The sequence below is a fragment of the Uliginosibacterium flavum genome, assembly GCF_040566545.1.
In the GTDB taxonomy this organism is placed as follows: domain Bacteria; phylum Pseudomonadota; class Gammaproteobacteria; order Burkholderiales; family Rhodocyclaceae; genus Uliginosibacterium; species Uliginosibacterium flavum.
The window spans coordinates 23,326-48,916 of the sequence record NZ_JBEWZI010000019.1 but is presented as its reverse complement, the minus strand read 5'-3'; the positions used below and the strand labels follow the sequence as shown (position 1 = coordinate 48,916).

Annotated in this window: 26 protein-coding genes; 13 read left to right on the top strand and 13 right to left on the bottom strand. The window is 59.6% G+C overall.

The window, feature by feature from the left end; all coding sequences use genetic code 11:
* Positions 1-3 precede the first annotated feature (3 nt).
* Genes ABXR19_RS15675 through ABXR19_RS15660 form a run of 4 tightly spaced genes read right to left on the bottom strand, consistent with a single transcriptional unit; the run spans position 4 to position 6,394 of the window.
* Positions 4-846 carry an efflux RND transporter periplasmic adaptor subunit gene (locus ABXR19_RS15675; RefSeq protein WP_354602083.1) on the bottom strand — a complete coding sequence of 281 codons (843 nt, stop codon included), beginning with the start codon at positions 844-846 and terminating at the stop codon, positions 4-6.
* Positions 847-854: 8 nt separating this feature from the next.
* Positions 855-2,816 carry a preprotein translocase subunit SecA gene (locus ABXR19_RS15670; RefSeq protein WP_354602082.1) on the bottom strand — a complete coding sequence of 654 codons (1,962 nt, stop codon included), beginning with the start codon at positions 2,814-2,816 and terminating at the stop codon, positions 855-857.
* Complete coding sequence (locus ABXR19_RS15665; RefSeq protein WP_354602081.1) at positions 2,813-4,972, bottom strand: PqqD family peptide modification chaperone; 2,160 nt, start codon at positions 4,970-4,972, stop codon at positions 2,813-2,815. The genes ABXR19_RS15670 and ABXR19_RS15665 overlap by 4 nt, the downstream gene beginning before the upstream one ends.
* 12 nt (positions 4,973-4,984) lie before the next feature.
* The gene (locus ABXR19_RS15660) at positions 4,985-6,394 is read right to left on the bottom strand and encodes a GAF domain-containing protein (protein ID WP_354602080.1); all 1,410 of its coding nucleotides are present in this window, start codon (positions 6,392-6,394) and stop codon (positions 4,985-4,987) included.
* A 120-nt stretch (positions 6,395-6,514) separates the two neighbouring features.
* On the opposite strand from ABXR19_RS15660, the gene ABXR19_RS15655 reads away from it, so the two are divergent.
* The 4 genes from ABXR19_RS15655 (at position 6,515) to ABXR19_RS15640 (ending at position 11,272) form a co-directional block, all read left to right on the top strand.
* Entirely contained in the window at positions 6,515-6,979 is a 465-nt protein-coding gene (locus tag ABXR19_RS15655; RefSeq protein WP_354602079.1) for a tRNA (cytidine(34)-2'-O)-methyltransferase, read from the top strand.
* 178 nt (positions 6,980-7,157) lie between these two features.
* The gene (locus tag ABXR19_RS15650) at positions 7,158-8,099 is read left to right on the top strand and encodes a sugar kinase (protein WP_354602078.1); all 942 of its coding nucleotides are present in this window, start codon (positions 7,158-7,160) and stop codon (positions 8,097-8,099) included.
* A 132-nt stretch (positions 8,100-8,231) separates the two neighbouring features.
* Positions 8,232-9,755 carry a tagaturonate reductase gene (locus tag ABXR19_RS15645; protein WP_354602077.1) on the top strand — a complete coding sequence of 508 codons (1,524 nt, stop codon included), beginning with the start codon at positions 8,232-8,234 and terminating at the stop codon, positions 9,753-9,755.
* Positions 9,756-9,757: 2 nt separating this feature from the next.
* A complete protein-coding gene (locus tag ABXR19_RS15640; RefSeq protein ID WP_354602076.1) occupies positions 9,758-11,272 on the top strand; it encodes a UxaA family hydrolase in 1,515 nt (504 codons plus the stop codon).
* Between the two features lie 151 nt (positions 11,273-11,423).
* On the opposite strand, the gene fur is transcribed toward ABXR19_RS15640, so the two are convergent.
* Entirely contained in the window at positions 11,424-11,864 is a 441-nt protein-coding gene (gene fur, locus ABXR19_RS15635; protein ID WP_354602075.1) for a ferric iron uptake transcriptional regulator, read from the bottom strand.
* Positions 11,865-12,041: 177 nt separating this feature from the next.
* Here fur and ABXR19_RS15630 point away from each other — a divergent pair, with 177 nt between their 5' ends.
* Positions 12,042-12,380 (top strand): outer membrane protein assembly factor BamE, encoded by a 339-nt coding sequence (locus tag ABXR19_RS15630; protein ID WP_354602074.1) that lies wholly within the window; start codon positions 12,042-12,044, stop codon positions 12,378-12,380.
* Positions 12,381-12,430: 50 nt separating this feature from the next.
* Entirely contained in the window at positions 12,431-13,234 is an 804-nt protein-coding gene (gene dapB, locus ABXR19_RS15625) for a 4-hydroxy-tetrahydrodipicolinate reductase (protein WP_354602073.1), read from the top strand.
* Between the two features lie 71 nt (positions 13,235-13,305).
* On the opposite strand, the gene fnr is transcribed toward dapB, so the two are convergent.
* A complete protein-coding gene (fnr, locus tag ABXR19_RS15620; protein ID WP_354602072.1) occupies positions 13,306-14,043 on the bottom strand; it encodes a fumarate/nitrate reduction transcriptional regulator Fnr in 738 nt (245 codons plus the stop codon).
* A gap of 92 nt (positions 14,044-14,135) precedes the next feature.
* On the opposite strand from fnr, the gene hemN reads away from it, so the two are divergent.
* The 4 genes from hemN to ppa all read left to right on the top strand — a co-directional run bounded on the left by hemN (position 14,136) and on the right by ppa (position 17,412).
* The gene (gene hemN / locus ABXR19_RS15615) at positions 14,136-15,512 is read left to right on the top strand and encodes an oxygen-independent coproporphyrinogen III oxidase (protein ID WP_354602071.1); all 1,377 of its coding nucleotides are present in this window, start codon (positions 14,136-14,138) and stop codon (positions 15,510-15,512) included.
* A 58-nt stretch (positions 15,513-15,570) separates the two neighbouring features.
* Complete coding sequence (locus ABXR19_RS15610; protein WP_354602070.1) at positions 15,571-16,275, top strand: sulfite exporter TauE/SafE family protein; 705 nt, start codon at positions 15,571-15,573, stop codon at positions 16,273-16,275.
* 26 nt (positions 16,276-16,301) lie between these two features.
* Positions 16,302-16,727, top strand: coding sequence for a universal stress protein (locus ABXR19_RS15605; RefSeq protein WP_354602069.1), 426 nt, complete (start codon positions 16,302-16,304; stop codon positions 16,725-16,727).
* Positions 16,728-16,866: 139 nt separating this feature from the next.
* Positions 16,867-17,412 carry an inorganic diphosphatase gene (gene ppa, locus ABXR19_RS15600; protein WP_354602068.1) on the top strand — a complete coding sequence of 182 codons (546 nt, stop codon included), beginning with the start codon at positions 16,867-16,869 and terminating at the stop codon, positions 17,410-17,412.
* 58 nt (positions 17,413-17,470) lie between these two features.
* Here ppa and ybiB read toward each other — a convergent pair whose 3' ends face one another.
* On the bottom strand, positions 17,471-18,382 hold the full coding sequence (gene ybiB, locus ABXR19_RS15595; protein WP_354602067.1) for a DNA-binding protein YbiB: 912 nt from the start codon (positions 18,380-18,382) through the stop codon (positions 17,471-17,473).
* Positions 18,383-18,453: 71 nt separating this feature from the next.
* Between ybiB and ABXR19_RS15590 the strand changes: the two genes are divergently transcribed.
* Positions 18,454-18,921 carry an LEA/WHy family protein gene (locus ABXR19_RS15590; protein ID WP_354602066.1) on the top strand — a complete coding sequence of 156 codons (468 nt, stop codon included), beginning with the start codon at positions 18,454-18,456 and terminating at the stop codon, positions 18,919-18,921.
* A 118-nt stretch (positions 18,922-19,039) separates the two neighbouring features.
* On the opposite strand, the gene ABXR19_RS15585 is transcribed toward ABXR19_RS15590, so the two are convergent.
* A complete protein-coding gene (locus ABXR19_RS15585) occupies positions 19,040-20,488 on the bottom strand; it encodes an alpha/beta fold hydrolase (RefSeq protein ID WP_354602065.1) in 1,449 nt (482 codons plus the stop codon).
* 184 nt (positions 20,489-20,672) lie between these two features.
* On the opposite strand from ABXR19_RS15585, the gene ABXR19_RS15580 reads away from it, so the two are divergent.
* Positions 20,673-21,836 carry an MFS transporter gene (locus tag ABXR19_RS15580; RefSeq protein ID WP_435594336.1) on the top strand — a complete coding sequence of 388 codons (1,164 nt, stop codon included), beginning with the start codon at positions 20,673-20,675 and terminating at the stop codon, positions 21,834-21,836.
* Positions 21,829-22,671, top strand: coding sequence for a M48 family metallopeptidase (locus tag ABXR19_RS15575; protein WP_354602063.1), 843 nt, complete (start codon positions 21,829-21,831; stop codon positions 22,669-22,671). Before ABXR19_RS15580 ends, ABXR19_RS15575 begins: the two co-directional genes overlap by 8 nt.
* 100 nt (positions 22,672-22,771) lie before the next feature.
* Here ABXR19_RS15575 and ABXR19_RS15570 read toward each other — a convergent pair whose 3' ends face one another.
* The 5 genes from ABXR19_RS15570 to rsxE form a co-directional block, all read right to left on the bottom strand.
* Positions 22,772-23,377, bottom strand: a complete 606-nt coding sequence (locus ABXR19_RS15570; protein WP_354602062.1) for an HAD family hydrolase — start codon at positions 23,375-23,377, stop codon at positions 22,772-22,774.
* Positions 23,378-23,496: 119 nt separating this feature from the next.
* Positions 23,497-23,934 carry a DUF1841 family protein gene (locus tag ABXR19_RS15565; RefSeq protein WP_354602061.1) on the bottom strand — a complete coding sequence of 146 codons (438 nt, stop codon included), beginning with the start codon at positions 23,932-23,934 and terminating at the stop codon, positions 23,497-23,499.
* A gap of 5 nt (positions 23,935-23,939) precedes the next feature.
* Positions 23,940-24,587: an endonuclease III gene (gene nth / locus ABXR19_RS15560; protein WP_354602094.1), complete on the bottom strand. Its 648-nt coding sequence runs from the start codon at positions 24,585-24,587 to the stop codon at positions 23,940-23,942.
* A 37-nt stretch (positions 24,588-24,624) separates the two neighbouring features.
* Positions 24,625-24,855, bottom strand: coding sequence for a hypothetical protein (locus ABXR19_RS15555; RefSeq protein ID WP_354602060.1), 231 nt, complete (start codon positions 24,853-24,855; stop codon positions 24,625-24,627).
* Between the two features lie 49 nt (positions 24,856-24,904).
* Positions 24,905-25,585, bottom strand: coding sequence for an electron transport complex subunit RsxE (gene rsxE, locus ABXR19_RS15550; RefSeq protein ID WP_354602059.1), 681 nt, complete (start codon positions 25,583-25,585; stop codon positions 24,905-24,907).
* Positions 25,586-25,591 lie beyond the last annotated feature (6 nt).

Genomic DNA, 25,591 nt, shown 5'->3' with positions numbered 1-25,591 from the left:
CCGTCAGCGAGGGCTCTCGCCGAAACTGACCTGACAGCGCAGGCCAGAGGGGATTTTTCCACCGGGGTTCGGCACGCTCAGGCGTACGCGGAAAGTGTTGCTGGCGGCATCTACGACCGCATCGACCCGTGCAACTTGAGTCGTGATTGCCGGGGCTCCCTGCATTTCAGGGGTTAGCGTGGCTTGAGAGCCCGCACGAATGCTGCCAAAGCGGTTGGCAGACACGACAACTTCAGCGTGAAGTGGGTCAATCTGGGCGAGTTTGATCACCGGCTTGTCTTCAATCCGTGCGCCAGCTTGCAGGTAACGCTCTACGACGACGCCATTGAAGGGGGCGGTGATGCTGCGCAAGCCCAGTTGTGCGTTCGCTACAGCCAGATCTTCGCGGGCAACGATGCGCTGCTCCTGCGTCTGGGCGTAGCGCATGGCGGCCACTTTGGCTTCTGATGCGGCCTGGTCACGCGCCTGTTGCGAGATGAATTGTTTGGCCAGCAGTTCGTCGGCGTTTTCGGCTTTTTTCTGAGCAAAGTCGTAGGCCGCCTTGGCTGCAGCGACATCGGCGCGGTTTTCGAAGCGCTGCGCGGAGGACTTCACTGCGGCACGCTCCACGTCATCGATGAGCTGTGCGAGCAACTGCCCCTTTTTGACGGTGTCGCCACGATCAACCAGAACCTTGGCGAGTACGCCGACCACCGGACTGCCTACGTCGACTTCGGCTTGCGGGGTGAGCAGGCAGCCCAGAATGTCGCTGCGAGCGCCCGGTGCAGCGGCCATCGCGAGCAGCGGCAGCACGGCCAGCATGAGCAGTGTCAGGGTGAGCAGGCGTTTCGAAAAAGTTGGCTTCATCAGTCTGTTTATTCTGGACGCGCTCCGAAGAGCTGTCGTTCCTGTTGGCGGGCATCGGCCTCGCGTAAATGCTGACGCGCCAATCGGCCACGCCGTTCTTCCAGATACTGGGTGACACGCAAGAGTATTCCACCTACTACTAACGGCATAAAGCCACGGGTGCTTGAAAACAATTGCAACACGTGTTGCAGGCTGCTTGGCAGGGTTCGCCCAAGCAGGCCTTCTTCCAGAGATAGCAGGGTCTGGGCACTGCCGGGTTGACCAAGCCGACCTGCTCGGCCAAACAGCTGCCTGTCGATGCGGCGCGAGCTGTTGTGCTGGCAGGATACGACGTGCAAGCCCCCTGATTTTGCCACGGTTTCGTCGATTATTATGTCGGTGCCACGCCCGGCCATGTTGGTCGTTACGGTAATGGCACCCGCTCTCCCGGCGGCCGAAATTAGTTCGGCTTCCTCACAATCCTGACGCGCGTTGAGCACTCGATGCGGGAGCTCTGCCTGGGTCAGCAGTCGGCTGACACGATCTGATTCCTTGACCGAGTCAGTACCAACCAGCACCGGGAGTCCTTGCGCATGCAGGTTTGCAATGTCAGTCAGCATTTTCTGCCAGCGAATCGAGGCTTCTTTTGCCACCAAAGGAGGCAGAACGCGCAGGCCGGAGGGGCGACCGGTCGGGATCCGCAAAACGTTCAGATGGTAGGTTTCCAGCAACTCGTGGCGGGCTTCAACCAAGGTGCCGCTCATGCCGCCGAGCAGCAGATAGCGAGGAAAAAAACGCTGGAATGTGATCTGCGCCAGCACGCGTGTGGCCGGGGTGGGTTTGCAGCGCTCTTTTATCTCGACCATCTGGTGCAGTCCGCGCGACCAGGCGCGGCCTGCCGCGAGTCGCCCGCTGTTGCTGTCGATGATGCTGACCTTGCCGTCTTGCACCAGATAGTCCTTGTCGCGCTGCAGGATATGCAGAGCACGTAAAGCCAGCTCGACCATTTCCTCGCGATAGCGCGGGATTGCCCAGAGTGGATGCGCATCTTCGGGATCGGCCATCAGCAGGCTCTGGCCGTCTGCCGTGAAATCCACGCTGTGGCTGCGATGGTCAATACGGAAGTCGAAACCGGCGCGCATGTGGCTGGCCAGTCGCAGCGCGAGCGCACAGACAGCGGCCTGTACCGGATCGGCAGTGGTTTCGGAGAGGATGAATGGAGTGGCTGCGTCATCCAGCAGTACGCTGTCAGCTTCGTCGATAATGGCCATGCACAGGCCACGCAACACACGTTGATGTCCGGGTGCCGGGGTGCCGGGGGAGGGCATGGGCAGCAGACTGTCGCGCAGGTAGTCGAAAACGAGTTCTTTGGAGCTGGTGTAGGTGATATGAGCGCCGTAAGCCGCACGGCGCTCGCCATGGCTCATGTCCTGAGCGATGGCGGACACCTGGAGGCCAAGCCGGTGGGCTAGTGGCTGCAGGTAAGCCGCATCGCGGGCTGCCAGGTAGTCGTTGCTGGTGATGACGTGTACGGGCACGCCTGCCAGCGCGGCGATGCAGGCGGCCAAAGCGGTCGCCAGTGTTTTGCCTTCGCCGGTCGGTACTTCGGCCAGCCCGCCGCGCAGGACAGCATGGGCCGCCATGATCTGGTTGGGGCGCAGGCGGCGGCCGAAGGTGGCTTCGATCGCCAACATGACCATGGCGGTGCAGCGCTCGGCGGTGGCAGAGATGAAACCGTCGCGACTCAACTCTGCCCGCAGTTGCAGCAGATGGGCGCCCGAGGCGCGCCCTGGATGCTCGCGCAGGCGTTCAAACTCAATGCTTATACGCGTGGCTGTTGCAGCCAGTTGGCGCTGGCGTGCGTGTTCGACGAAGGGGAGACCGGCCCAGAAGGCGTCAATGCGCGCACTGCCGTAGGCATCCGCCGATAGCTTGCGTTCCGGCCATGCGCCGAGGATCACGCCGGGGATGGGCAGGGGGACACGATTCATGTGGCACTCCCTGTCGCGTTGCTGCCGAACTGGCGCAGGAAAAGCTGACGCAGGCTGCGCCAGAGCTGCGCGGCTAATGGCTGCGGCGCATGTTCGATGCGGATCCAGGCTCGCGAACCAATCCGTGCCAAGCTTTGCCCGTTGATCTTGAGGTCGACAATGAATACTGGCTCCAAGGTGCGCAGACCGTCCTTGTCTGCAGGATCAGTCGCGAAAGGCCCGCCAGTACTGTCTCCCAGAAGGGGGCTCGGCAAGACCCATGCGGCGCCTGGCTCCTGGCTTGATATGCTTGCAGACAGGCTCTGGGAGCGGCTCTCCGCGATGCGGACGGTGAAACTTGATGGCGAGCTTTGGAGCAAGTCAATGTCCTGCTGGGCCAGCGCCATGCGCACGGTCATGCGCTCAGGATTGATCACATGGGCAATGACACTGCCGCGATTGAAGTAGCGTCCGGGCAGATTGTGGGCAGCCGGCAAGCCAACCCGGCCGTCAAGCGGGGCGCGCAGACTGAGTGCGGCGATGCGCTGGTCGAATTGCGCAATCTGGGCGCGCAGTTTGTCGATCTCTTCGCCCAGTCCGATGGCGGCAGAGGGTTGATTTAGCAACACCCCTTGATAGGCCTGTAACTGGCTGGCCAGGCGGGTCTGCAATTGCTGGCGCGAGGCGAGCAGATCAGGATTGCGCAGACGCAGCAATTCATCGCCTGCACGCACCCGTTGTCCGTCGCTGACCAATACGCTATCCACGAAGCCGTCGGCTTCGTTACGAACCCGGGCTTCATCGGGCACCCAGACCAAGCCTTGGGCATGCGAGGCGTAGGGCGCGGGCACGACCAGCGTGCCCAGCAGCAAGGCGGCCATCAACACGCCAAAAGCCAGCATGGCGCGCTTGCGGGTTTTGCCCAGCCGGCTGCCGCGCAGGACCAGTAAGCTCAATTGCCACAAGGGACGCAAGGCAAAACGAAAGAGCAACCACAGCGCAAGCAGTAACCCTAGCGCGAACTGCTTGCCGCCTAGCCAGATTGCCATGCCCGCCATCAGGACGATGCGGTAGATCAGCGAGGCGAGGCCGAAGCTGAGCAGAAGCACGCGCGAGCCGTCGACCCCGGCCGGTGGGTGCAGCTGCGAGTTGCCGAGCACCCAGCGTTCGCCCAGATAGCGCAGATAGTTGTCGGCACGCGACGATAAGCCGGGAATCTCCAGCGCATCAGTGAGGACGTAATAACCGTCAAAGCGCATCAGTGGATTGGCATTGACGAGCAGGGTGGAAATGCTGCTGACGCTCATGATGGCGAAACTCAGTTCGCGCAGCCAGCCATCGCTGACATTCAGCCATAGCAGCAAGGCCAGAGAGGCGACGGCGAGCTCGACCATCACCCCCATTGCGCTGACCAGTACGCGCCGGCGCTTTTCGATGAAGGCGGATGCGGCGGAGGCGTCGACATAGGGCACTGGCATCAGCAGGAACAGGGTAATTCCGAATTCATGCACGGCGCCACCCCAGGTGCGGATGGTCAGGGCATGTCCCAGCTCGTGCAGCGCTTTGACCAGCGGGTAAGCCAGCCACATCAGCATCAGGTTGCTGTGGCTGGTCAGGTGCTGTGCGGCGTAGGCGCGCAGCTCGGGCCAGTGAATCTGGGTCAGAATGAGGGCCAGCAAGGTGCTGATCAACCAGACAAGGAGCATTCCTCGCGTGAGCAGGCGGCGGCCCAGCGGCTCCAGACGCTCCAGCAAGGCGGAGGGATCCCAGAGCGGGACCTTGAAGGCCAGCGGATTGAGGCGTGAGCCCGTGCGTTCGTGATGGCGTCGGGAGGCATCAAAAATTCCCGCCAGATCTTGTGTGTGTTCGCTGTGCAACATGCCGGCTGCAATCAGCTCAGAGAGCACACTCAGCACTTCGTGCTGGCTTGGCGCGTCATTGCCGAGCTGGCGTACCAGGATGTCCCAGATTTCCTGCACGCTGCGCAAGCCGTCAAGGCGGCCGACGAGTTCATAGCCCAGATGGTTAACGCGGAACTGGCGCCCAGAGGTCTGGCTACTGAGTACATACCAGGCTTCACCGCGAAAAACCTGGCGGGTAATGCGCGTGGTACTGGCTAGTTGCGGATGTAGCTTTGCCGCGCGATACCAATAGGGGCTGAATAGCGAGTCGGTCATGGTCTGTCCGTTCTAGCCGAACAGGATCCAGAGCTGGAAATTCAGCCAGTCGAGAGCGCGGCTACCCCAGATCATGGCCAGCGGCCGCTTACCCATGGCAATGTGAGCGACACCTTCCAGCCCGGAACGCAGGGCGCTATTCCGGCCTGCAAGGCCAGCCTCAACTTCGAAGCTGTTGTTGCCCCCGGAAATACTGGCTACCGGAGTGATGCGCTGGATCTGCAGTGGAAAGCTTGTGTCGGGGAGTGCCGAAAAAGCGACGCGGCCAGTCTGCCCCGCGCTGATGTGGGCAATGTCGTGTTCGTCAATTTGCAGGACAAGCCTGAAGTCGGCAGATGGCGAGAGCACCATCAGTACTTCACCACGCTTGACCGGCGCACCTGCTTGTTGCTGCTGATCGCCACGGATCACGATGCCGGGGAAGGGGGCTGTGATGCGTGTCTGATTGATTTTTTCGATCACCAGTGCCAGCTGGGCCGCTATTTCCTCGACTCGCGCCTGGGAGCCGACCATTTTTGAACGATCCTGTCGTGCGAAAGCTTCTGCTTGCTCGTTACGGAAACGACCTAACTCTGCTTCCAGTCGGCTTTGTTCGAAGCGCTGATCCTGGTCCGTAAGCGTCAGCAGGAGCTCACCTTCGCTGACTTGTGCGCCCGGGCGAACCAGTACGTCCTGGATGAAACTATCAACGGGGGCAGAGATGCTGCGCTGGATCACCCCTTCGAGGCGCGCGTGGGCCGTCACCTGATCGTTTACAGGGAGGGAAAATGCAAATGCCAGGAAGAAAGTCAGCAGCAGGGCGAGCAGTTTTACGCCGGACGAACCGGGCTTGCGTAGTCGTTGTAGTGTGTTTGCCGGCAGATGTCGCAAACGGGTCAGCAAGGGCTCGTGAGCGCGTTGCTTGAGCATCAGCACAGGGCCGATCAGCGCTGCCATTTGTTCGGCGTCGGCGAGTTCGGCGTCCGACCATTTGCGGTCTATGCCGCGCATCAGCGTCAGCGCGCCAATTGCGGTTTGCTGGTAGGGCAGTGGAATGCTCAGCAGGGCGGCGCCGAGTTCGGCGCTGGCCAGCTCGCCCTGCATCAAGGTGATGTGCGGCGCATCCGCGGCGGTGACCGGATAGCGCAGGCTTACATGCTGATCAACGGCTTCATTCATTGCGGCCGCGATTTTTCGTGGCAACTCCAGTTCCTGGCGAGTATCGGCCATCCCGGAGAGCGCAACCAGCTCTGTGCTGCGGCCACGCGTCATGCCGACCCCGACGCGCGTGCAGCTTAGTTCCTTGGCCAGCACGCTGGCGACAGCCGCTGCGGCCTGGGCAAAATCCGGCTGCGAGAGCGCGTCAAGCACTGCCAATAGCGCTATGCCATTGCTCGACTGTCCGGTGTTGCGCACAGGTTCCGGTGGAAGCGTTTCGTTCATTTATTTTTTTATATTTGTGACGGATAAACCCGTCTGTCTCAACGGCGAAGGATCCACAATCCTTGAACAGAAAGCAATCATCTGTTCCACGGCGGAGGAAGGGCAGGCGATAATTGGCCCATGCTTAATATCGTCCTGTACCAACCCGAGATCCCTCCGAATACGGGCAACATCATTCGTCTGTGCGCCAACACTGGCGCAAAGTTGCATCTGGTCGAGCCACTTGGCTTTGATTTGAGTGATAAGCAGCTCAAGCGCGCCGGTATGGATTACGCCGAGTTGTCAGTCGTTACCCGCTATCCGGATTGGGCCAGTTGTCAGGCCGCGCTGGTCGGGCGGCGCATGTTTGTGCTGAGTACGCGCGGCCGGGTGCGCTACGATACGGTTGCATTCGAGGCCGGCGATGTATTGGTGTTTGGCGCCGAGTCGGCGGGTTTGCCGGCGCAGGTGCTGGCGGACGTTGCAGAAGAGCGGCGCTTGCGTTTGCCGATGCAGCCGGGAGTGCGTAGCCTTAATTTGTCCAATACGGTGGCGATTGTTGCGTATGAAGCGTGGCGGCAACTTGGCTTCAACGGCGGGCTGTGAGTGGTGCCGCAGCGCTTGCCAAGTAGGTTTGTTGCAATGGCACATCAACTTATCGATTGATTTATGTCATCGCGCGAGCGTGCCGTTGCAATAGCTTTCGTCAAACTTGATTACACTTCGCTTGGGCTGATGTGGGCCTTCCGCGCCGCCTGCTCCGTTTTTTGTAGAGATTGGATACATGAAAAATAAATGTCGGGTCGCCCTTTTCGGCGAGTGCATGATTGAGCTGCGTGGCGAGATGTTTGGCACCATGCAGCAGACTTTTGGTGGCGATACCCTGAATACCGCTGTTTATCTGGCCCGGCTGGGTGCAGATACTGGCATTCAGGTTTCGTATGCGACCCAACTTGGCACAGATGCTTTCAGTGCCATGATGGTCGATGCTTGGGAAAAAGAAGGTATCGATACCTGTATGGTGCGCCGCGTCGAAGGCAAGATGCCGGGGCTTTACACCATTCAGGTTGATGAGACGGGTGAACGGACCTTCTATTACTGGCGTGACATGAGTGCCGCCAAGGATTTTTTCCTGGGGCAGCAGGACAGTCTGCTGGGCCAGCACATTGATGAGCTGGATGTGCTCTATTACAGCGGGATCAGTCTGGCTGTGCTGCCCGACGCTGGTCGCGAGACCTTGTTTGGTTTGATCGACCGCCTGCGCGCCCGTGGAGGCAAGGTGTACTTTGATAATAACTACCGTCCGCGCGTCTGGCGTGGCGATCCGAATACCAAGGCTTGGTACGACCGTGCTTTCGCCAATGCCGATTTGACCCTGATTACCCTGGAAGACAATGCCGCGCTTTACGGGCTGGACGAAGAGTCTGCGCTAGCTCACGCGTATTCGCTGCCTTGTGACGAAGTGGTGGTCAAGCGCGGTGTCGATCCAACCCTGATCCGCGTGCGCGGACAGGAAGTGGTCATGGTGCCGACTTTCCGGGTTGAAAAAGTGGTGGATACCACCGGCGCAGGCGACTCTTTTGCCGGCGGCTATCTGGCAGCGCGTCTGGCGGGGCAACCACCCGAGGTAGCAGGGCGCTACGGCAACAAATTGGCTTCCATTGTGGTTCAGTACCCCGGCGCGATTATTCCTCTAGCCGCGATGCCGGTCTTCTTTTTTGGCTGAAATCCGGGTTTACACGAGTTGAAGTTGTCAGGCAACTTGGGCTAATATGCCTGCAAATCGATAATTTGTCAGGCGTATTGCCCACTTCTTTTTGAGTGGCGCTGCGTTCGACGCCATTCAAGGAGCTCGTTTGTGGCCGCACTCAATCGCAATATTCTCAGCACCGGCAAGCTGCGTGCCGATTTCAGTCCAGAAGCTGTGCCTGCCAAGGCACCCGTTCGCATCCTGCAGATCGGTGATGGTAACTTCCTGCGCGGCTTCGCCGACTGGCTTATCGATGTAACCAATGGTGCGGGGCTGTTCAACGGCCGCGTGACGATTGCTCAACCGCTGGCGCGTGGTCTGGCCGACATGCTCAATGCTCAGGATGGTTTGTATACGGTGCTGTTGCGCGGTGTGCAGGGCGGCCAGACGGTCGATTCACGCCGCATCATCAGCTGTGTCGATACGGCGCTGAACCCCTATTCACAATGGAGCGAGATGCTCGCCTGTGTGCAGGATCCGACCCTGCGCTTCGTGATCTCGAATACCACCGAAGCGGGCATCGCGCATGTTGATGAAGCGTTTGCGCCTGACGTGTGCCCGAACAGTTTTCCGGCCAAGGTCGCATCCTTGCTGTGGTCGCGCTTTCAGAAACTGGGCGGCACGGCTGCGAGTGGTCTGGTCTTCCTGCCCTGCGAACTGATTGAGGCGAATGGCACGAAGCTGCGCAGCATTGTGCTGCAGCACGCTGAAGCTTGGAAATTGCCGGCTGACTTCGTGGTCTGGGTCAAGGATCACAACTATTTCTGCAACACTCTGGTGGATCGCATCGTGCCGGGCTTCCCGGCGGCGGAAGCCGAAGGCCTCTACGTCGATCTGGGCTATACAGATCCGCTGATGGTGGCGGCAGAGCCGTTCTTGCTGTGGGTGATTGAAGGTCCGGCCCACTTGGCTGACGAGTTGCCCTTGCATAAAGCCGGCTTGGATGTTGTGTGGACCGACGATCTGCAGCCCTACCGTACACGCAAGGTGCGCATCCTGAATGGCGCGCATACAGCCTCATCGTTGGCCGCATTCTGCGCCGGCCTGGATACGGTGCAGGCCATGACCGAAGATCCGGTGGTGTCGAAATTCCTCAATCGCGTGATGTTCAAGGAAATCGTGCCTTTCGTTCCGCTTCCCGATGCCGAGCGTCGCAGCTATGCCGACACCATCATGGAGCGCTTTGCCAATCCGCACATTCGCCATGAGCTGATTTCCATTGCGCTGAACTCTGTCTCCAAGTGGCAGGTGCGCGTGCTGCCGACGGTGAAGGATTACGCACGGGAATACGGCAAGGCGCCGGCCGGCTTGTCGTTTTCTTTGGCCGCACTGCTCAATTTCTATCATGGCAAGTTTGATGCGGCGGGTGAGTTTGTCGGTGATCGCGCCGGTCAGAGCTATCCGATTCGCGATAATCCTGATGTGCTATCGGTGATTGGGGATGCGTGGCGTGCCGCTCAAGGCGGTTCTGATCTGACTGCGCTGGTTCGTGGCCTGCTCGGCGATGTGCGCTTGTGGGGTGAGGACCTGAATCAAGTGCCGGGGCTGAACGAGCAGGTTGTTCGCTCGCTGGCCAGCATCAAGGCACTGGGCGTCAAGGCCGCGATGACAGCCATGGCTGAGGAGGCTTGATTATGGATGCATCCATTGCCGTTCGCTTGCATGCCAATGATGACGTGGTGATCGCCACGCGTCAGTTGATGCCGGGTAACCGTGTTCCGGGCGAAGATTTTGAAGTGCGCAATCTGATCCCACCTGGCCACAAGGTCGCAACCCGCGACATCAAGGCTGGTGAGGCTGTGCATCGCTATAACCAGATTATTGGTTTTGCCAAGACGGACATCGTCGCTGGCCAGCACGTGCATGTGCATAATCTGGGGGTTGCGGATTTTGAACGCGATTACGCCATCGGTCAGGGCGTACATGACACCGCCAAAGTTGCTCAGCCGGCGACCTTCATGGGCTTCAAGCGCCATAACGGCAAGGTTGGCACGCGCAACTATATCGGCGTGATTGCTTCCGTGAATTGTTCGGCGACCGTCGTGCGCGCCATCGCCAATCATTTCAACAAGGAGCGTCTGGCTGCGTTTCCGCATATTGATGGCATTGTGCCGATGCCGCACCCACTGGGTTGTGGCATGAACAGCGCAGGCGAGGGCATGCTGGCCCTGAAGCGCACCATGCTCGGCTATGCGCAGCACCCGAACTTTGCTGGCGTGCTCTTCGTCGGTCTGGGCTGCGAAATGAATCAGGTAGCGCCGCTGATCGAAGAGCTGGGTACTTATCCGGCCGGGATGATGCAGAGCGTGAATATCCAGGATCTGGGCGGCACCTCCAAGGCGATTGCGCGCGGTATTGAGATGGTCGAGGCGATGTTGCCGGCGGCCAATGCCGTGCAGCGCGAACCTGCGCCGATCAGCCATTTGATCATCGGCCTGAACTGTGGTGGCTCGGACGGTTATTCCGGCATTACCGCCAACCCGGCGCTGGGCGGCGCGGTGGATATGCTGGTAGCGCATGGCGCGACGGCGATTCTTTCGGAAACACCGGAAATTTACGGAGCTGAACATCTGCTGACGCGTCGTGCCGCAACCCCGGCGATTGCTGAGAAGCTGATCGGCCGCATCAGCTGGTGGAAGGATTACACCAGTCGCAACGGTGGCGAGATGGATAACAATCCCTCTGTCGGCAACAAGGCGGGTGGTCTGACCACGATCCTGGAGAAATCTCTTGGCGCCGTAGCCAAGGGTGGCACCACGACGCTCAACGGTGTATTCGAGTACGCCGAGCAAATTGATGCCAAGGGTTTCGTCTATATGGACACGCCCGGCTACGATCCGGTTTCTGCAACGGGGCAGGCCGCTGGCGGCGCGCAGCTGATCTGTTTCACCACCGGGCGTGGTTCAGCCTTTGGCTGTGCCGGCGTGCCGACCATCAAGCTGGCAACCAATAACGCGCTGTGGAATCGTCAGCGCGATGACATGGATGTGAATTGCGGCGATTTGCTGGATGGCGTGCCGATGCAGGACATCAGTCAGCGAATTTTCGATGCGATCATCCGCTACGCGTCGGGCGAGAAAGCTCGCAGTGAAGTGCTGGGTTACGGCAATGATGAGTTCCTGCCTTGGCAGATCGGCGCGGTGATGTGATCTGCAGTGTGCCTGTCTGCAGAGCGGCTACTGGAGCCGGTTTGCGGCATGCCTGCCTGAAGAAGTCCGTCAATGGGGGCTCTGCAGGCAGGTGCTGGTGAAACGACAAAGCCGCCTCGTGGGCGGCTTTGTCGTTTTCGGGGCCTGCAGTTCAGTCCGGTTTCTTGCTGCCTTTGTTGGGGCAGTTCGGCTTGATGCACTCGGCGTACAGATACATGGCGTGTTCGCGCACCCTGAATCCTTGTGCTGCAGCCACGGCATTCTGGCGAGCCTCGATTTCCGGGTCGAAGAATTCTTCAACGCGACCACAGTCGACGCACATGATGTGATCGTGGTGATCACCTTTGTCGAGTTCGAATACGGCTTTGCCTGATTCGAAGTGGTGACGCTTGAGCAGGCCGGCTTGTTCGAACTGGGTGAGTACCCGGTAGATGGTTGCCAGACCGACATCCAGCTCTTCTGCGAGGAGCAGACGGTACACGTCTTCAGCAGAGAGGTGGCGCTCGGCGGTGCGTTGAAACAGGTCGAGAATCTTCAGGCGCGGTAATGTCGCTTTCAGACCTGTTTCCTTGAGGCTTTGCGGTGGGGGCATCACTGTCTCCGGGTGAGTGGGGTGTGGGGCCGTATGATATAGTCCAAGCGTTCGTCTTGGAATGTTTCCGGGTGCGCGCACCCCCGATTATCGATGTCACGAGAGTCCGTCCGTATGGTTTTGCGACCCGTTTTTCTGTCAGCCGTTGTTTGTCTGCTGACAGCCTGCTCGTCCAGCATGCTCAGCAATGTCATCAAGCCTTTTCGTATCGATGTGCGCCAAGGTAATGCCGTAACGCAGGAAATGCTGTCACAACTCTCCCCAGGCATGAGCCGGGAGCAGGTGCGCTTCGTGATGGGTTCGCCCCTGCTGGTGGATGTGTTTCATGCAGATCGCTGGGATTACGTTTATCAGTTTTCGACTGGCTATGCCGAGCCGGAGCGTCGCAGCGTCGCAATTTTCTTTATTGCAGACAAGCTTGATCGTATCGAGGGTGATGTAGCCGCGGGGCGCGCTGAAGTTCCGATTGCGCCACGTGTGATCGACATCACTGGTCCGGCCGCCGCCAAGCCCTGATTACCCGGAGCGGCCTCGCGTCGCTCCGCTTCATTCCCAGAGGATTTTCGATGACCGTCAAAGTCGCTATTGCCGGAGCTTCCGGACGTATGGGGCGCATGCTGATTGAAGCCGCCCTGCAAATGCCTGATGTTGTTTTTTCTGCCGCCCTGGATCGTGCCGACAGCCCGTTTATTGGACGCGATGCGGGCGAGTTGATGGGTAATGCATGTGGTGTGATGATTGGCAGTGACGTGGAGGCCGCATTGGTTGTGTCTGACTGTCTGATTGATTTCACGCGCCCCGAAGGGACGCTGGAGCATCTGAGCGTGGCGCGGCGTCTCAAGCGTTCCCTGGTTATCGGTACGACAGGTTTTACGGCGGAGCAGAAGGCTTTGATCGGCGAGGCTGCGCGTGAGATTCCCGTGATGTTTGCGTCGAACATGTCGGTCGGCGTGAATGCGGTGTTCAAGGTTCTGGATCTGGCCGCGAAAATTCTGGCGTCGGGTTACGACGTGGAAATTTTCGAAGCGCACCATCGTTTCAAGGTGGATGCGCCCTCGGGTACGGCTCTGAGCATGGGTGAAGTCGTTGCCAAGGCGCTGGATCGCGATCTCAGGGATTGCGCTGTTTATGGCCGTGAAGGCGTAACAGGAGAGCGCAAGCCGGAAACCATCGGATTTGCGACAGTACGTGGCGGCGACGTGATTGGTGATCACACGGTGATGTTCTGTGGCTTGGGCGAGCGCGTCGAAATCTCGCACAAAGCCAGCAGCCGCATGCCCTACGCGACGGGCGCCTTGCGCGCGGCAGCCTTTCTGCAGGGTAAGGCCAGCGGGCTTTACGACATGCAGGATGTGCTGGGTTTGCGGTAAGCGGGTCTGTTATCGCCAAAACAAAAGAGACGCCGTGGCGTCTCTTTTGTTTTGGGACGCGGTAGTTCCGATCAGGAGGGGGTGTGGTTGAGCAAGGCCTTGAGGCCATCCGCATTCAGAATGCGGATGTATTTCTGCTGAACGCCGATCAGGCCTTCGTCGTGGAATTTCGAGAAAGCGCGGCTGACCGTTTCCAGCTTCAGACCGAGGTAGGAGCCGATTTCTTCACGGGTCATGCGCAAGTGGAATTCGGAGGCGGAATAGCCACGCACCCGCATGCGCTGCGATAAGTTGAGCAGGAAGGCGGCGATCCGCTCTTCTGCACGCATCGAACCGAGCAAGATCATCAGGCTCTGGTCACGCACGATTTCGCGGCTCATGAACTTGTGGAATTGCTGCTGCAGGGATTTGATGTGGCGCGACAGCTCTTCGAGTTGATCGTAAGGCATCAGGCAGACCTCGCTGTCTTCCAGCGCGGTTGCGTTGCAGACGTGACGATCCGTGCTGATGCCATCCATGCCAAGGATTTCACCTGCCATCTGAAATCCGGTTACTTGTTCAAGGCCTTCCTCGGTGAGGATATCGGTCTTGAAAAAGCCGGTTCGAATGGCGTAAATGGCATCAAACGAATCGCCAGCACGGTAAAGTTGTTGGCCGCGCTTGAGCTTGCGCTTGGTGACCATGTCATCGAGTTTGTACAGATCTTCATCATCAAGACCGACGGCGAGACACAGCTCGCGAAGATTGCACTCAGAACAGGCAACGCGCATATTGTTTGAAGTCAGGGGAATGGTAACTTTTTGGTCCACGGATTAGAGTTTACCTTGCGAATTGATCAACATCAACGTATTTGCTTACTATCTCTGCGATTGTCTTCAACCACTTGAAAAGAACATGAATCGTGAAACAAACGATCAGCTTTGACCCCGACCTGATTCGGCGTTTTGATGTGCCAGGCCCGCGCTACACGTCCTATCCGACAGCTGATCGGTTTTCCGACAATTTTGATGCGGCAAGCTTGCAGCAACACCTGCAGCGAATTGATCCTGCCAGCGGGCTGTCACTGTATTTTCACATCCCCTTCTGCAACACGATCTGCTACTACTGCGCTTGCAACAAGGTGATAAGCAAGGATCGCTCCTTGTCGGCGAAGTACGTCGACTATCTGGCGCGTGAGATGGCGATGCAAGCCGCATTGTTGCCGGAGCCGCGCAATGTGCAGCAGATACACTGGGGCGGCGGCACCCCCACTTTCCTGCAGCCCGATGAAATCCGGCGCCTGATGGCAAGTATTCGTGAGCACTTCATCTTGCAGGCGGATGGCGAGTATTCAATCGAGGTCGATCCGCGCAAGGTCACGCCGGAAATTGTGGCATTGCTCGCAAGCGAGGGCTTTAACCGCATGAGCCTCGGGGTGCAGGATTTTGATCCCAATGTGCAACAGGCGGTCAATCGCATCCAGTCGGTCGAGGAAACGCGCGTGGTGCTGGATGCTGCGCGTCAATACGGCTTCAAATCGATCAGTGTTGACCTGATTTATGGTCTGCCGCACCAGAGCGTCGAGAGCTTCGGTAAGACGCTGGACACGGTGCTGGCCATGCAGCCGGATCGCCTGGCTCTGTATAACTACGCCCATTTGCCGACTCGTTTCATGCCGCAGCGACGCATCGAGGCGGCTGATCTGCCTTCGCCGGATGCAAAGTTGCAGATTCTGTCTCTGGCCATCGCCAAGCTGGCCGATGCGGGCTATGTATTCATCGGCATGGATCACTTTGCACGGCCGGATGACGAGTTGGCTGTCGCCCAGCGCCAAGGCCGCTTGCAGCGCAATTTTCAGGGTTATTCCACCCACGCCGAATGTGATCTGCTGGCCTTTGGCGTATCTTCAATCGGCAAGGCGGGTGGCGCTTTCAGTCAGAATCAGCGTGATCTGGAGGCGTATTACGCGGCCATCGATCAGGGCGCTTTTCCGCTCATGCGTGGCTGGACCTTGAGCGAAGACGATATCCTGCGAAACGCCATCATTCAGGCCTTGATGTGTGATTTTGCGCTGGATTTTACGGCTGTCGAGGCGAGGTTCCCTATTCGTTTTTCCGAGTATTTCGCCTCTGAACTGGATGCACTGCAGGGTTTGGAAGCGGCTGGCTTGCTTGAGTTGAGCGAGCAGGGACTGAGCGTTACCGAGGCGGGGCGCATGCTTGTGCGCATCATTGCGATGGTCTTTGATGCCTATTTGCACACGGATCAGCAGCAGCGTCGATACTCGCGGGTGATCTGAGTCTGTGAGCTGCTGATCCCGGCTTAGAATGCGGCTCCTCGTCTTGTGAAAGCTTCTCGTGCCTGAAACCGGATACTGGGCTGTTTTTCTGATTGGTCTGCTGGGCGGCGCCCACTGCATTGGCATGTGTGGCGGGATCGTTAGCGCCTTGTCGGGGCCGCAGCCTGGCACAGCTTCAGTCTGGTCACGACAGCTGGCCTACAACCTGGGCCGGATCAGCAGCTATACCTGCATTGGCGCGGCGGTGGGTGCATTGGGATCCGCCAGCTTGTTGTTCAACCGCTTCCTGCCGATACAACTAGCGTTGTATGTGCTGGCCAACCTGATGCTGATAGGCATGGGTTTTTATCTGATGGGTTTCACTCGTGTATTGGTGGGCGTCGAGCGCCTTGGGCAGGGCTTGTGGCGGCGTATCCAGCCACTGAGTCGTCATTTGTTGCCGGTGCGGGACTGGCGCGGGGCTCTACCGGTCGGGTTTTTGTGGGGCTTCTTGCCCTGCGGCCTGACTTACAGCGTTTTATCGCTTGCGCTGGTCAGCGGCTCTGCTTTGCGCGGCGGCGGGCTGATGCTGGCTTTCGGGGCGGGAACTTTACCGAATCTGCTGCTGGCGGGCATGCTGGCGATGCGCTACAGAAATGTCGTGCGCAGCCGTTCTTTCAGGCTTGTAGCGGGTTTGATCGTGTTGGCTTTTGGTGTTTATGGTCTGATTCGTGCGCCTGAGCTGGGTGGCCGCTTGTGGGCAGGCGTGGTGTGTGCGGTTTAGCAATTCAATCATGACGAAAGAACAAAATGAACATTTTGCTGGCCGTTGATGGTTCCGAATTTTCCACCCGGGCGGTGGATGCCTTGCTGGTTTTTGCGGCACGTTTGCGCGAGATGCCGCAGATCCATGTGCTCTATGTTCATTTGCCCATTCCAATAGGGTTTGCGACCAAGCATGTGGCGCGTGAGATTGTTGATGCCTATTACCATGAGGAAGGGCAGGCCGTGGTGCTGCCGGTCGCAGAACGCCTCAAGCAGGCCGGACTGGGTGTGCAGACGCATGTGCGCGTAGGTTCGCCAGGTGAGACGATTGCTCATGCCGCCAAGGATCTGGAATGTGATGCGGTGTGGATGGGGACTCATGGGCGCGGTTCGGTAACCCAGGCCTTGCTGGGCTCTGTGGCGGCGCGGGTGGTGGCGCTGGCGCACAAGCCGGTGACATTGGTGAAGTGATTTTGGGTCAGGCCGGCTATTTGGGCGGGTTCGTAGTTTCACCGATACCCAAAGCATGAAAAAAGACAGAGAATGGCTTCCGCCTGAGCCGTCGTCACAATAAAAACGGCCTCCACACCCAACCAACGAGGGCTTTTTCATGGGTTTCAACAACGTCTTGCCGGGCAATGTGCCCGATGACGTCAACGTCATCATCGAGATTCCTTCGCACGCAGACCCGATCAAGTACGAGATCGACAAGGATACCGGTGCGGTGTTTGTTGACCGCTTCATGGGCACTTCGATGTCCTATCCCTGCAACTACGGTTACGTGCCGCGTTCCATTTCGGGGGATGGTGATCCGGTGGATGTGCTGGTGATGGCGCCGTTTTCCTTGATCCCGGGCGTCGTGATTCGCTGCCGGCCGGTGGGTGTGCTGCGCATGACGGACGAGGCGGGTGAAGACGCCAAAGTGCTGGCTGTGCCGGTGCCGAAGATTACTTCCTTGTACGACAATATCCGTACTTATCAGGATCTGCCGTACCTGTTGCTGCGTCAGATCGAGCATTTCTTCCAGCACTACAAGGATCTGGAGCCGGGTAAGTGGGTCAAGGTGCAGGGTTGGGACGGCCCCGATGCAGCGCGCCAGGAAATTTATTCCGGCGTGGCGGCCTTCAACGCCAAGGCTGGCGCTTCGACGGACTGAGCTGGATTGAATCGGAAACAAAGAGCCCGCCTGGTGCAAACCGGCGGGCTCTTGTTTGTCAGGCGCGCGCCAGCTGTGCCAGGGCGGTAACCTGATCAAGGATAGGCTGCGGGGTCGGCGTCTGACCTGCCAGCATGCGCCGGATCAGATCGGTGTTTTCGGGGATCGTACAGGTCTCACCAGCGATTTCTTCGCCACCAAACTCAGCGGCAGAAAACAGTTCTGCCGCCACGCCATTCGAGAATCCCAGCAGACGCGGCCGCCGCTTTGGTGCGGCAAAGGCTTCGCCTTCCGTGCCGCGCATCAGCAGCGCGGTGGCTTTGTCGGCTTCGAGCAGGGCTTGCATGGAGTCGAGATAGGGCGGGTGGGTGACCGCCACCACGCGTACGCTGCGGCCGCGACAGGGATCGAGCAGCTTGGCCAAGGTATGGCCGCTGTTGCGTACGCCCAGCGTCAGGCGCAGGCCAAGCAGCCAGTCCAGGCCGCGCGCCAGCATGTCCAGGCGCAGGCAGGCGATCTGGCGATTTGCCAGTGTGCTGGAGGCATCCGGCAGGCTGCGTTCTGTCTGGATGTCCAGCGCAGCGAGCAGGTCAAACGGGCTGACGCGGGAGTCGAAATCGTGCCGCCCCTGAATCAGCACCGGCACCCCTTCACGCGCCAGTAGCAGCGCGACCAGCGGCATCAGGTTGGGTTGTTTGCGCGCGCCGTTATAGGTGGGAAGCAGCACGCAGCGCGGGCCGGGTGGCAGTTCTACTTGACGCGTGCGTTCATTCAGCGCGGCAAGGAAGCCCTGCAATTCATCCGGGCTCTCGCCTTTGATGCGCAGGGCAATCAGAATGGCGCCCAGTTCGATGTCCGGAACTCTTCCGTCCAGAATCAAACCGAACACTTCCTGTGCCTGTTCGCGTGACATGTCGCGAGCACCCTTGGTGCCGCGCCCGATTTCCTTGATGATTGAGGCGTAATTCATGCTGCGATTATCGCTTGTCGCCGCGTTTGAACCAAATTGCCCAAAAGGACTGAAGATGAATGTGTGTGCCGATGCGTAAAGTGACCAAGCGTTTCTTGCTGCTGGGTGTGTCAATCTCGCTGGCGGCCTGTGTCACCTGGCATAAGCCGGAGGTGAGTCTGGCGGACGTGCGGCTGACCGGCGGCAACATCCTGCAGCAGCGCATCAAGCTGCAATTGCGCGTGAAGAATCCGAACGCAATGGCGATCACCGTCGAGAGTGTCACATTTGATCTGCAGGTGGGCGAGAGCACGTTTGCCAGCGGGCAGGCGCCGGCCGCCGTCAGCATTCCCGCACGGGGTGAGGCGCTGGTCGAGCTGGATGCCAGGGCGCATTTGCTCGGTTTGCTCAATCGTTTGCAGGAACTCACCGCCGCCGATGGCAAACTGCACTACCGCATAAAAGGTGAAGCCCAAATCAGCGGCTATGGGCGCGCACCTTTTGATCAGCCCGGTGCGCTGGATCTCAGCAAGCTGCAGGGTTTGGGCGCGCGTTTTTGAGGATGCCTGCAGAGTCGCGTGGGACGGACTTCTGCAGGCATGCAGTCTGGAGAGTGGCTGTTTGTAAAGCGTTGCGGACAGGTTGCTTGTAGATCGCCGTTGGGGGCGGCTCTTCAGGCTAGGGCGCCAGCACGCCCATTTCGATTTCCTCGCTGCCTTGCCAAGGGCCGGTGTAAGCCGGGCTGCGGATTTCGTTGACCGAGCCGATCAGGCGCGAGAAGCCTTGCACCTCGATCGCGGTGCGGCGGGCCTCAAGTTTGATGCCGGCCAGATCGACGCGGGCTTTGTCGGCGCGGATGGCAATGTCGCCGTTGAACTCTCCGGCAGTGGCAATCAGTTCCGAGTTGACCACTTCCAGCGCCGTGCCCTTGGCGCGCACCTGCACGTTGAGCATCTGCACGATGGCGTCACGAATCACGATGCGCTCGGCGCTGACATTCTGCAATTTGACCGCAGTGCAGCCCTCGATGATGACTTCGCGGAAATGGCCGCTGTAGAGCCGATCTGTTTCCCCTCGGCAGTGCAGGTCGGTCAAGGCGCCGCTGGGCGCTTCTGGTCGAGCGGCGGTTACGGGCTGGTTGTTCAGCGCGCGTAGCAGTTGCGGGTAGAGCATCTGCGCGGTGGCTCGCTCCATCGGCGTGTGACCCACGCCTGGCATTGTCAGCAATTGCGACAGTGGCAGGCGCCGCGCCAGCGTCTGGCCGGTACGCAGCGGGGCAACAGTGTCGGCCTCGCCCCAGATGATCCAGGTGGGCGTTTGCAGTTTCGGAATGTCCGCGCTGAAGTCTTCCTCGACCAGCGCCATCGCCGCATTGGCGTTGCTGCGATTGGCCATCACCCCACCCCACAGGGTTTCGCTGGCACCGAGGAGGCGCGTCGGATCGGGAAAACTGGCGATTTTTTCGACGGCGGAGTTGCCGAAATCCTGAATGCGCGCGATTGTATTTTTCAGAAAACCGGGCATTTGCTCGACACCCAGCGGCACGCGCGCACTGTGCTTGACGAAGGCGGTGCGCTGCAGGATGCCTGCGGCATCGACAAGGATCAGCTTGTCGAGCTGCGCCGGATATTCGCTGGCAAAGCGCAGCGACACCGCACCGCCCAGCGAATGGCCGACGACGATGGCGCGTCCCTTGGCGTGGCGGGAGAGTACGCCATTCAGCACGCGGGCGTAGTTGCGCGGCGAATACTTGCCGTTCGGGCTGCTGGAGTAGCCAAAGCCCGGGAAGTCGAAGCTGATGACGTGGTAGCGCTGTGCCAGTTGCGGCATCACGCTGACCCAGTCGGTGAAACCGTTCTGGCCGAGGCCATGCACCAGAACCAGCGTTTGCGGGTTTTGCAGACCGGCCTGAACGACCAGCAGCTCGCCGCCGAAGACGGGTTCACGTTCGGTCTGCAGCAGCCAGTCGGCGGGCAGAGCCTGGCGCAGCGTATCCAGCGTCAGGAGTTTTTCCTTGCAGTAATCGCAGACGGACGGCGGGGCAACCGGCTCAGATTGGGATTGCGCGGATGTCAGGGGTGCGCAGAGCAGGGCTGCAGACAGGAGGATGCGACGCAGAGCTTGCATGGGAGGAGAATTTCGCGCGACACGGTAACGGGATGGTAGTGGATTCGCGTGTTGCCAGGCGCGCCGTGCATCTGCTTCAAGACCCGCACGTGGCAAGGATCTGCAGCACGCCTGCTCGCACAGATAGGCGCACAGGGGCTCTGCGGGCATGGGCTGGGCGGTCGCTATCTGGTCTAATAACGGGATGCCTTCTGTGCCCTTCCGCCGCCTCTCCGCGTACTACTTTTTTTACTTTGCCTTCATCGGTATCTTCATGCCGTATTTCGCTCTGTATCTGCAGAGCCGTGGCTTTGCCGCAGCGCAGATCGGCTTCTTGCTGGCGGTGATGCAGTGGATGCGTCTGCTCGCGCCGAATCTGTGGGGCTGGCTGGCGGATCGATTGGGGCGGCGCATGCCGGTGCTGCGCGTGGCGGCACTGATTTCCCTGCTGGGCTTCATGGGCATTGCGTGGTCGACGGGCTTCTGGGGAATTGCCGCTTCGCTGGCGGTGATGGGCTTTTTCTGGACGGCGCAGAGCCCGCTCGCCGAGGCCACCACTTTCAATCATCTGAATGGGCGGCCCGGCTACGGCGCGATCCGCGCCTGGGGTTCATTCGGGTTTGTGGTCACGGTGCTCGGCATGGGCTGGTGGCTGGAGCGCGCGAGCATTGACTGGGTCGTGTATGGCGGAGTGGCGATGCTGTTGGCGATTGTGATTTCGTCATTGTGGGTGCCGGAGGCGCCACACTGTGATGCCGAGCGCGTGAAGGGCGGGCTGTGGCCCATCGTGCGTCGACCAGAGGTCCTCGCATTGCTGGCCTCCTGCATGCTGATGACCTCGGCGCATGGTGCGCTGAATGTTTTCTACTCCATCCATCTGGTCGCCGCTGGCTACAGCAAGAGCGTTGTCGGGCTGTTGTGGACGCTCGGTGTGCTGGCGGAGATCCTCATCTTTATGTGGGCACCGCGCCTGATGCAGCGTTTCTCGATCAAGGCCTTGCTGCTCTTCGCTTTGGGCTGTGCGATTTTGCGTTTCCTGTTGATTGGCTGGTGCGTGGACGTGATTGTCGTCGTGCTACTGGCGCAATTGATGCACGGCATTACTTTCGGCGTGAATCACATCGCGGCCGTGTCGGCGATCAGCCACTGGTTCGGTGGTCAGCATCAGGCACAGGGGCAGGCTTTGTATGGCAGCATTTCCTTCGGGGCGGGCGGCATCATCGGCAGCCTGGCCAGCGGCTGGCTGTGGGATGGTGTGGGCGCAGGCTGGACCTATACCGCCAGTGCCGGTTTCGCCTTGATCGGTTTCGGTGTGTTATGGCTGAGCCGGAGCGCCTGGCCTGAAAATGGAGAAGAGCATCATGCGTAAGAATATTGGCCCCTGGTCCTGGGCCATCGTATTGGCCTGCGCCGCCGTGGTGGGATGTCAGACCGTGCAGACAACCCAGCCGGGCATGGTGGGCGTGTCACGCCCGCAACATGTTTCGCCGCTGATCAATAGCGCCCAGCTCAATCAGCAAGCCGCGTTGCAGTACCAGCAGCTGCTGGGCGAAGCGCAGAAAAAACAGGCCTTGAACAAGGATGCGGAAGATGTGGAGCGGGTACGCCGGATCGCCAATCGTCTGATTCCGCAGATCTCGGTTTTTCGCCCGGAAGCGGTGAACTGGAAGTGGGAAGTGAATGTGATCAGCTCGAAGGAGCTGAATGCCTGGTGCATGCCCGGCGGCAAGATCGCGGTTTATACCGGGCTGATCGAACAACTCCAGGCGACGGATGACGAGCTCGCCCAGGTGATGGGCCATGAGATCGCTCATGCCTTGCGCGAACATGCCTGGGAGCGCGCCTCCAAGTCAGTGAACGCCGGGCTGGGTTTGTCCATCGTCGGTCTGGTGCTGGGGGCAGACCAAGGCCAGATGGATCTGGCCGGGATGGTCTACAACGTGACGTTTGAGCTACCCAATTCTCGCGAACACGAAACCGAAGCAGATCGCATCGGTATCGAACTCGCCGCCCGCGCCGGCTACAACCCGCGTGCGGCGGTGTCGCTGTGGCAGAAGATGGGCAAGGCCAACGAGGGAGCGCCACCGAAATGGCTGTCGACCCACCCGGCCAGCGCAGACCGGCAACAGGATTTGCAGCACTACGGCGATATCGTGATGCCGCTGTACGAGCAGGCCAAGCGCGGCGGGCGAGCTAGCTTGTAGGATGTTTTGTGCGAGCATGCTGAAGAGCAGCCCCGGGCTTGATTCTTCAGTATGCCTGCCTGCAGAGGCAGGCGCAGGGCGGCTCTTCAGGCACGTACTGTCAGACGGGTAGATTCAGTGCGCGCAGGCTGCCGCGCAACATTTCGGGTCCGGTGAAGTGAATGGCATGCATGCCCAACTGGCGCGCCGTGGCAACGTTCGCGGCGCTGTCGTCGATGAACACGGCGCGCGTGGGTTCTACGCCATAGCGCTCGAGCAACAATTCATAGATGGCCGGATCCGGCTTGATCAGCCCTTCTTCACCCGAGACCACGACACCTTCGAATTCCTGCAGGAAACTGTACAGACGCTGCGCGCGTGGGAAGGTTTCGGTCGAGAAATTGGTCAGCGCGAGCAGACGAAAGCCGGCCGCTTTCAGTTCGTGCAGCAGCGCTACGGATTCATCGAAGGGCGCCGCGACCGACTCCTCCCAGCGCTCGAAATAGGCTTCGAGCAGATGGCGATGCTGCGGGTGTTTCGCGCCATGCGAAGCGATGCCAACGGCAAAAGGCTGGCCAGCATCATGCGCCGCGTTCCACGCATTGAAATCGACTTCCTGCAGGAAATGCTCGACTTGCGCCTCGTCTGCCAGCAGCTTGCGGAACAGCCAGCGCGGCTCCCAGGGAATCAGGACGTTACCGAGATCGAAGATGATGGTGTCTATCATTTTGGGGACTGGGGACTGGGGACTGGAATCGGGAACTCGGGACTGGGAACTGGGTACCCGGGGTGGGGGCGGGTTTGATTTTACCCAGTCCCCAGTTCCCAGTCCCGAGTTCCCAACGCCTAATTCCCGCCTTTTCCCCGTCGTTTAACGTTTTCGACATAAGCCAGCGCATCCATCGGCTGGCCGCTGCGTTGCGCTGCGAAAATCGTTTCGCCCAGCGCGTCGAGTACGTCGTGCAGGGCCGCGTGGCGATCGTCGCCGTGGCGGCGCAGGCAGGCGTCATAGGCTTCGCGGATGCCCGGCGGCTGATTGATCGAGAGCTGCTCATGAATCGCCAGATGCAGCGACAGATGCAGGAAAGGATTCACTTGCCCGTCTTCGGGACTGAAATCCTTGTCCACGGCTTCCGGATTTTCCAGCAAGGCCTGGTATTCCGGGTGCTGGAAGATCAATTCGGCGGCGATGTCTTCCATCGCGGTCAGGCTCTCTTTTGCCTGATGCTTGCGCCAGCTGTCGATGAAAAACAGACGGGCTTGATCGCGGGTGGGGTTGAACATGATTTTCAGGACTGAGTCGGGTGATCGGTTTTGTCAGTACTTTGACACAGGTCGCGAACGCTGCATTGCCCGCATTTCGGGCTGCGTGCGGTGCATATGTAGCGGCCGTGCAAGATCAGCCAGTGGTGGGCATCGACCAGATAGTCCTTGGGGATGCGGCGCATCAGCGCGTCTTCAACGGCGCGCACATCCTTGCCGGGGGCCAGACCCATGCGGTTACCCACGCGGAAAATGTGTGTATCCACGGCCATCACCGGCTCGCGCCACAGGGCGTTGAGCACGACGTTGGCGGTCTTGCGGCCCACGCCGGGCAGCGCTTCCAGCGCTTCACGCGAGCGTGGGACTTCGCCCGCATGGCGCTCCAGTAATTGACGGCTGAGCTGCGCCACGTTTTTGGCCTTGTTGCGGAACAGGCCGATGGTCTTGATGTAGTCACTGATGCCGGCTTCGCCCAGCGTAGCCATCGCTTCGGGCGTTGGGGCGGCCGGGAAGAGGCTGCGCGTGGCCAGATTCACGCCCTTGTCGGTGGCCTGCGCCGACAGCACCACGGCCACCAGCAGCTGGAAGGGTGTGGCGTATTCCAGCTCGGTGACCGGGGCTGGATTGGCCGCTTGCCAGCGCCGGAAGGCTTCGCGGACTTCCGCTTTCGTCATCAGGCGTGGCATGTTAGCAGTCACTGTTTAGATCAAATCAGCGGATTTTCTTTTTGAGAATTTTCTCGCCTACCTTGGCATAGTTCTCCATGGGAGCGCCTTTTGGAAACGTTTCGTCGCTTTCCGGTAACTCACCTTGAATTGTGTCAACTTCCTCGTAGTGCTCCAAATCAATTTGGATTGCACTGCTTGAGTCATATCCTTTGCTTGGATAGCAGTAGGTTACGTTGTCCTTCTTTCTTGATACGCGCTGGGCCTTTGTCAACATGGTGAGCTTCCTTTCTAGCAAGAATGGGCGTCGATATGTTCCTGCTGCGTCAGTGCGCAGCCGGCGCGCAGCCCGCGGCTTCAACGGGCTTTGCCGTAGCCTTGCGCGCCTCAAACCAGTTACGTGCGGCGATCAGGCAGGCCAGGGCGATGAAGGCACCCGGCGGTAGGATGGCGAACAGGAAGCCGGGGTAGTTGGCCGGCAGGATCTGGATGGCATGCGCGCTGGGGAAGAGCATTTCGATGCCTGAGAACAGGGTGCCGCTGCCGATGATTTCGCGTACGCCGCCGAGGATGGTCAGCACCAGCACCAGACCGACGCCCATGCCGATGCCGTCGACGGCCGAGGCCAGAGGCGGGTTCTTGGCTGCGTAAGCCTCTACACGAGCCAGTACGATGCAGTTGGTGACGATCAGCGGCACGAAGATGCCCAGCACCAGATACAGCTCGTGCAGATACGCATTGAAAGCCAGGTCAAGGACGGTGACCAGCGCGGCGATGATCAGGATGAACACCGGGATGCGGATCTCGTACGGAATCAGGTTGCGCAGCGCCGACACCACCGCATTCGACATGGCCATCACCACAATAGTGGCGATGCCCAGGCTGACGCCGTTCACCAGATTGGTCGATACGGCCAGGATCGGGCACAGGCCCAGCAATTGCGCCAGACCGGTGTTCTGTCGCCAGACACCGTTCCAGAAAATGTCCTTCAGGTCATGCGTTGCCATGAGCAG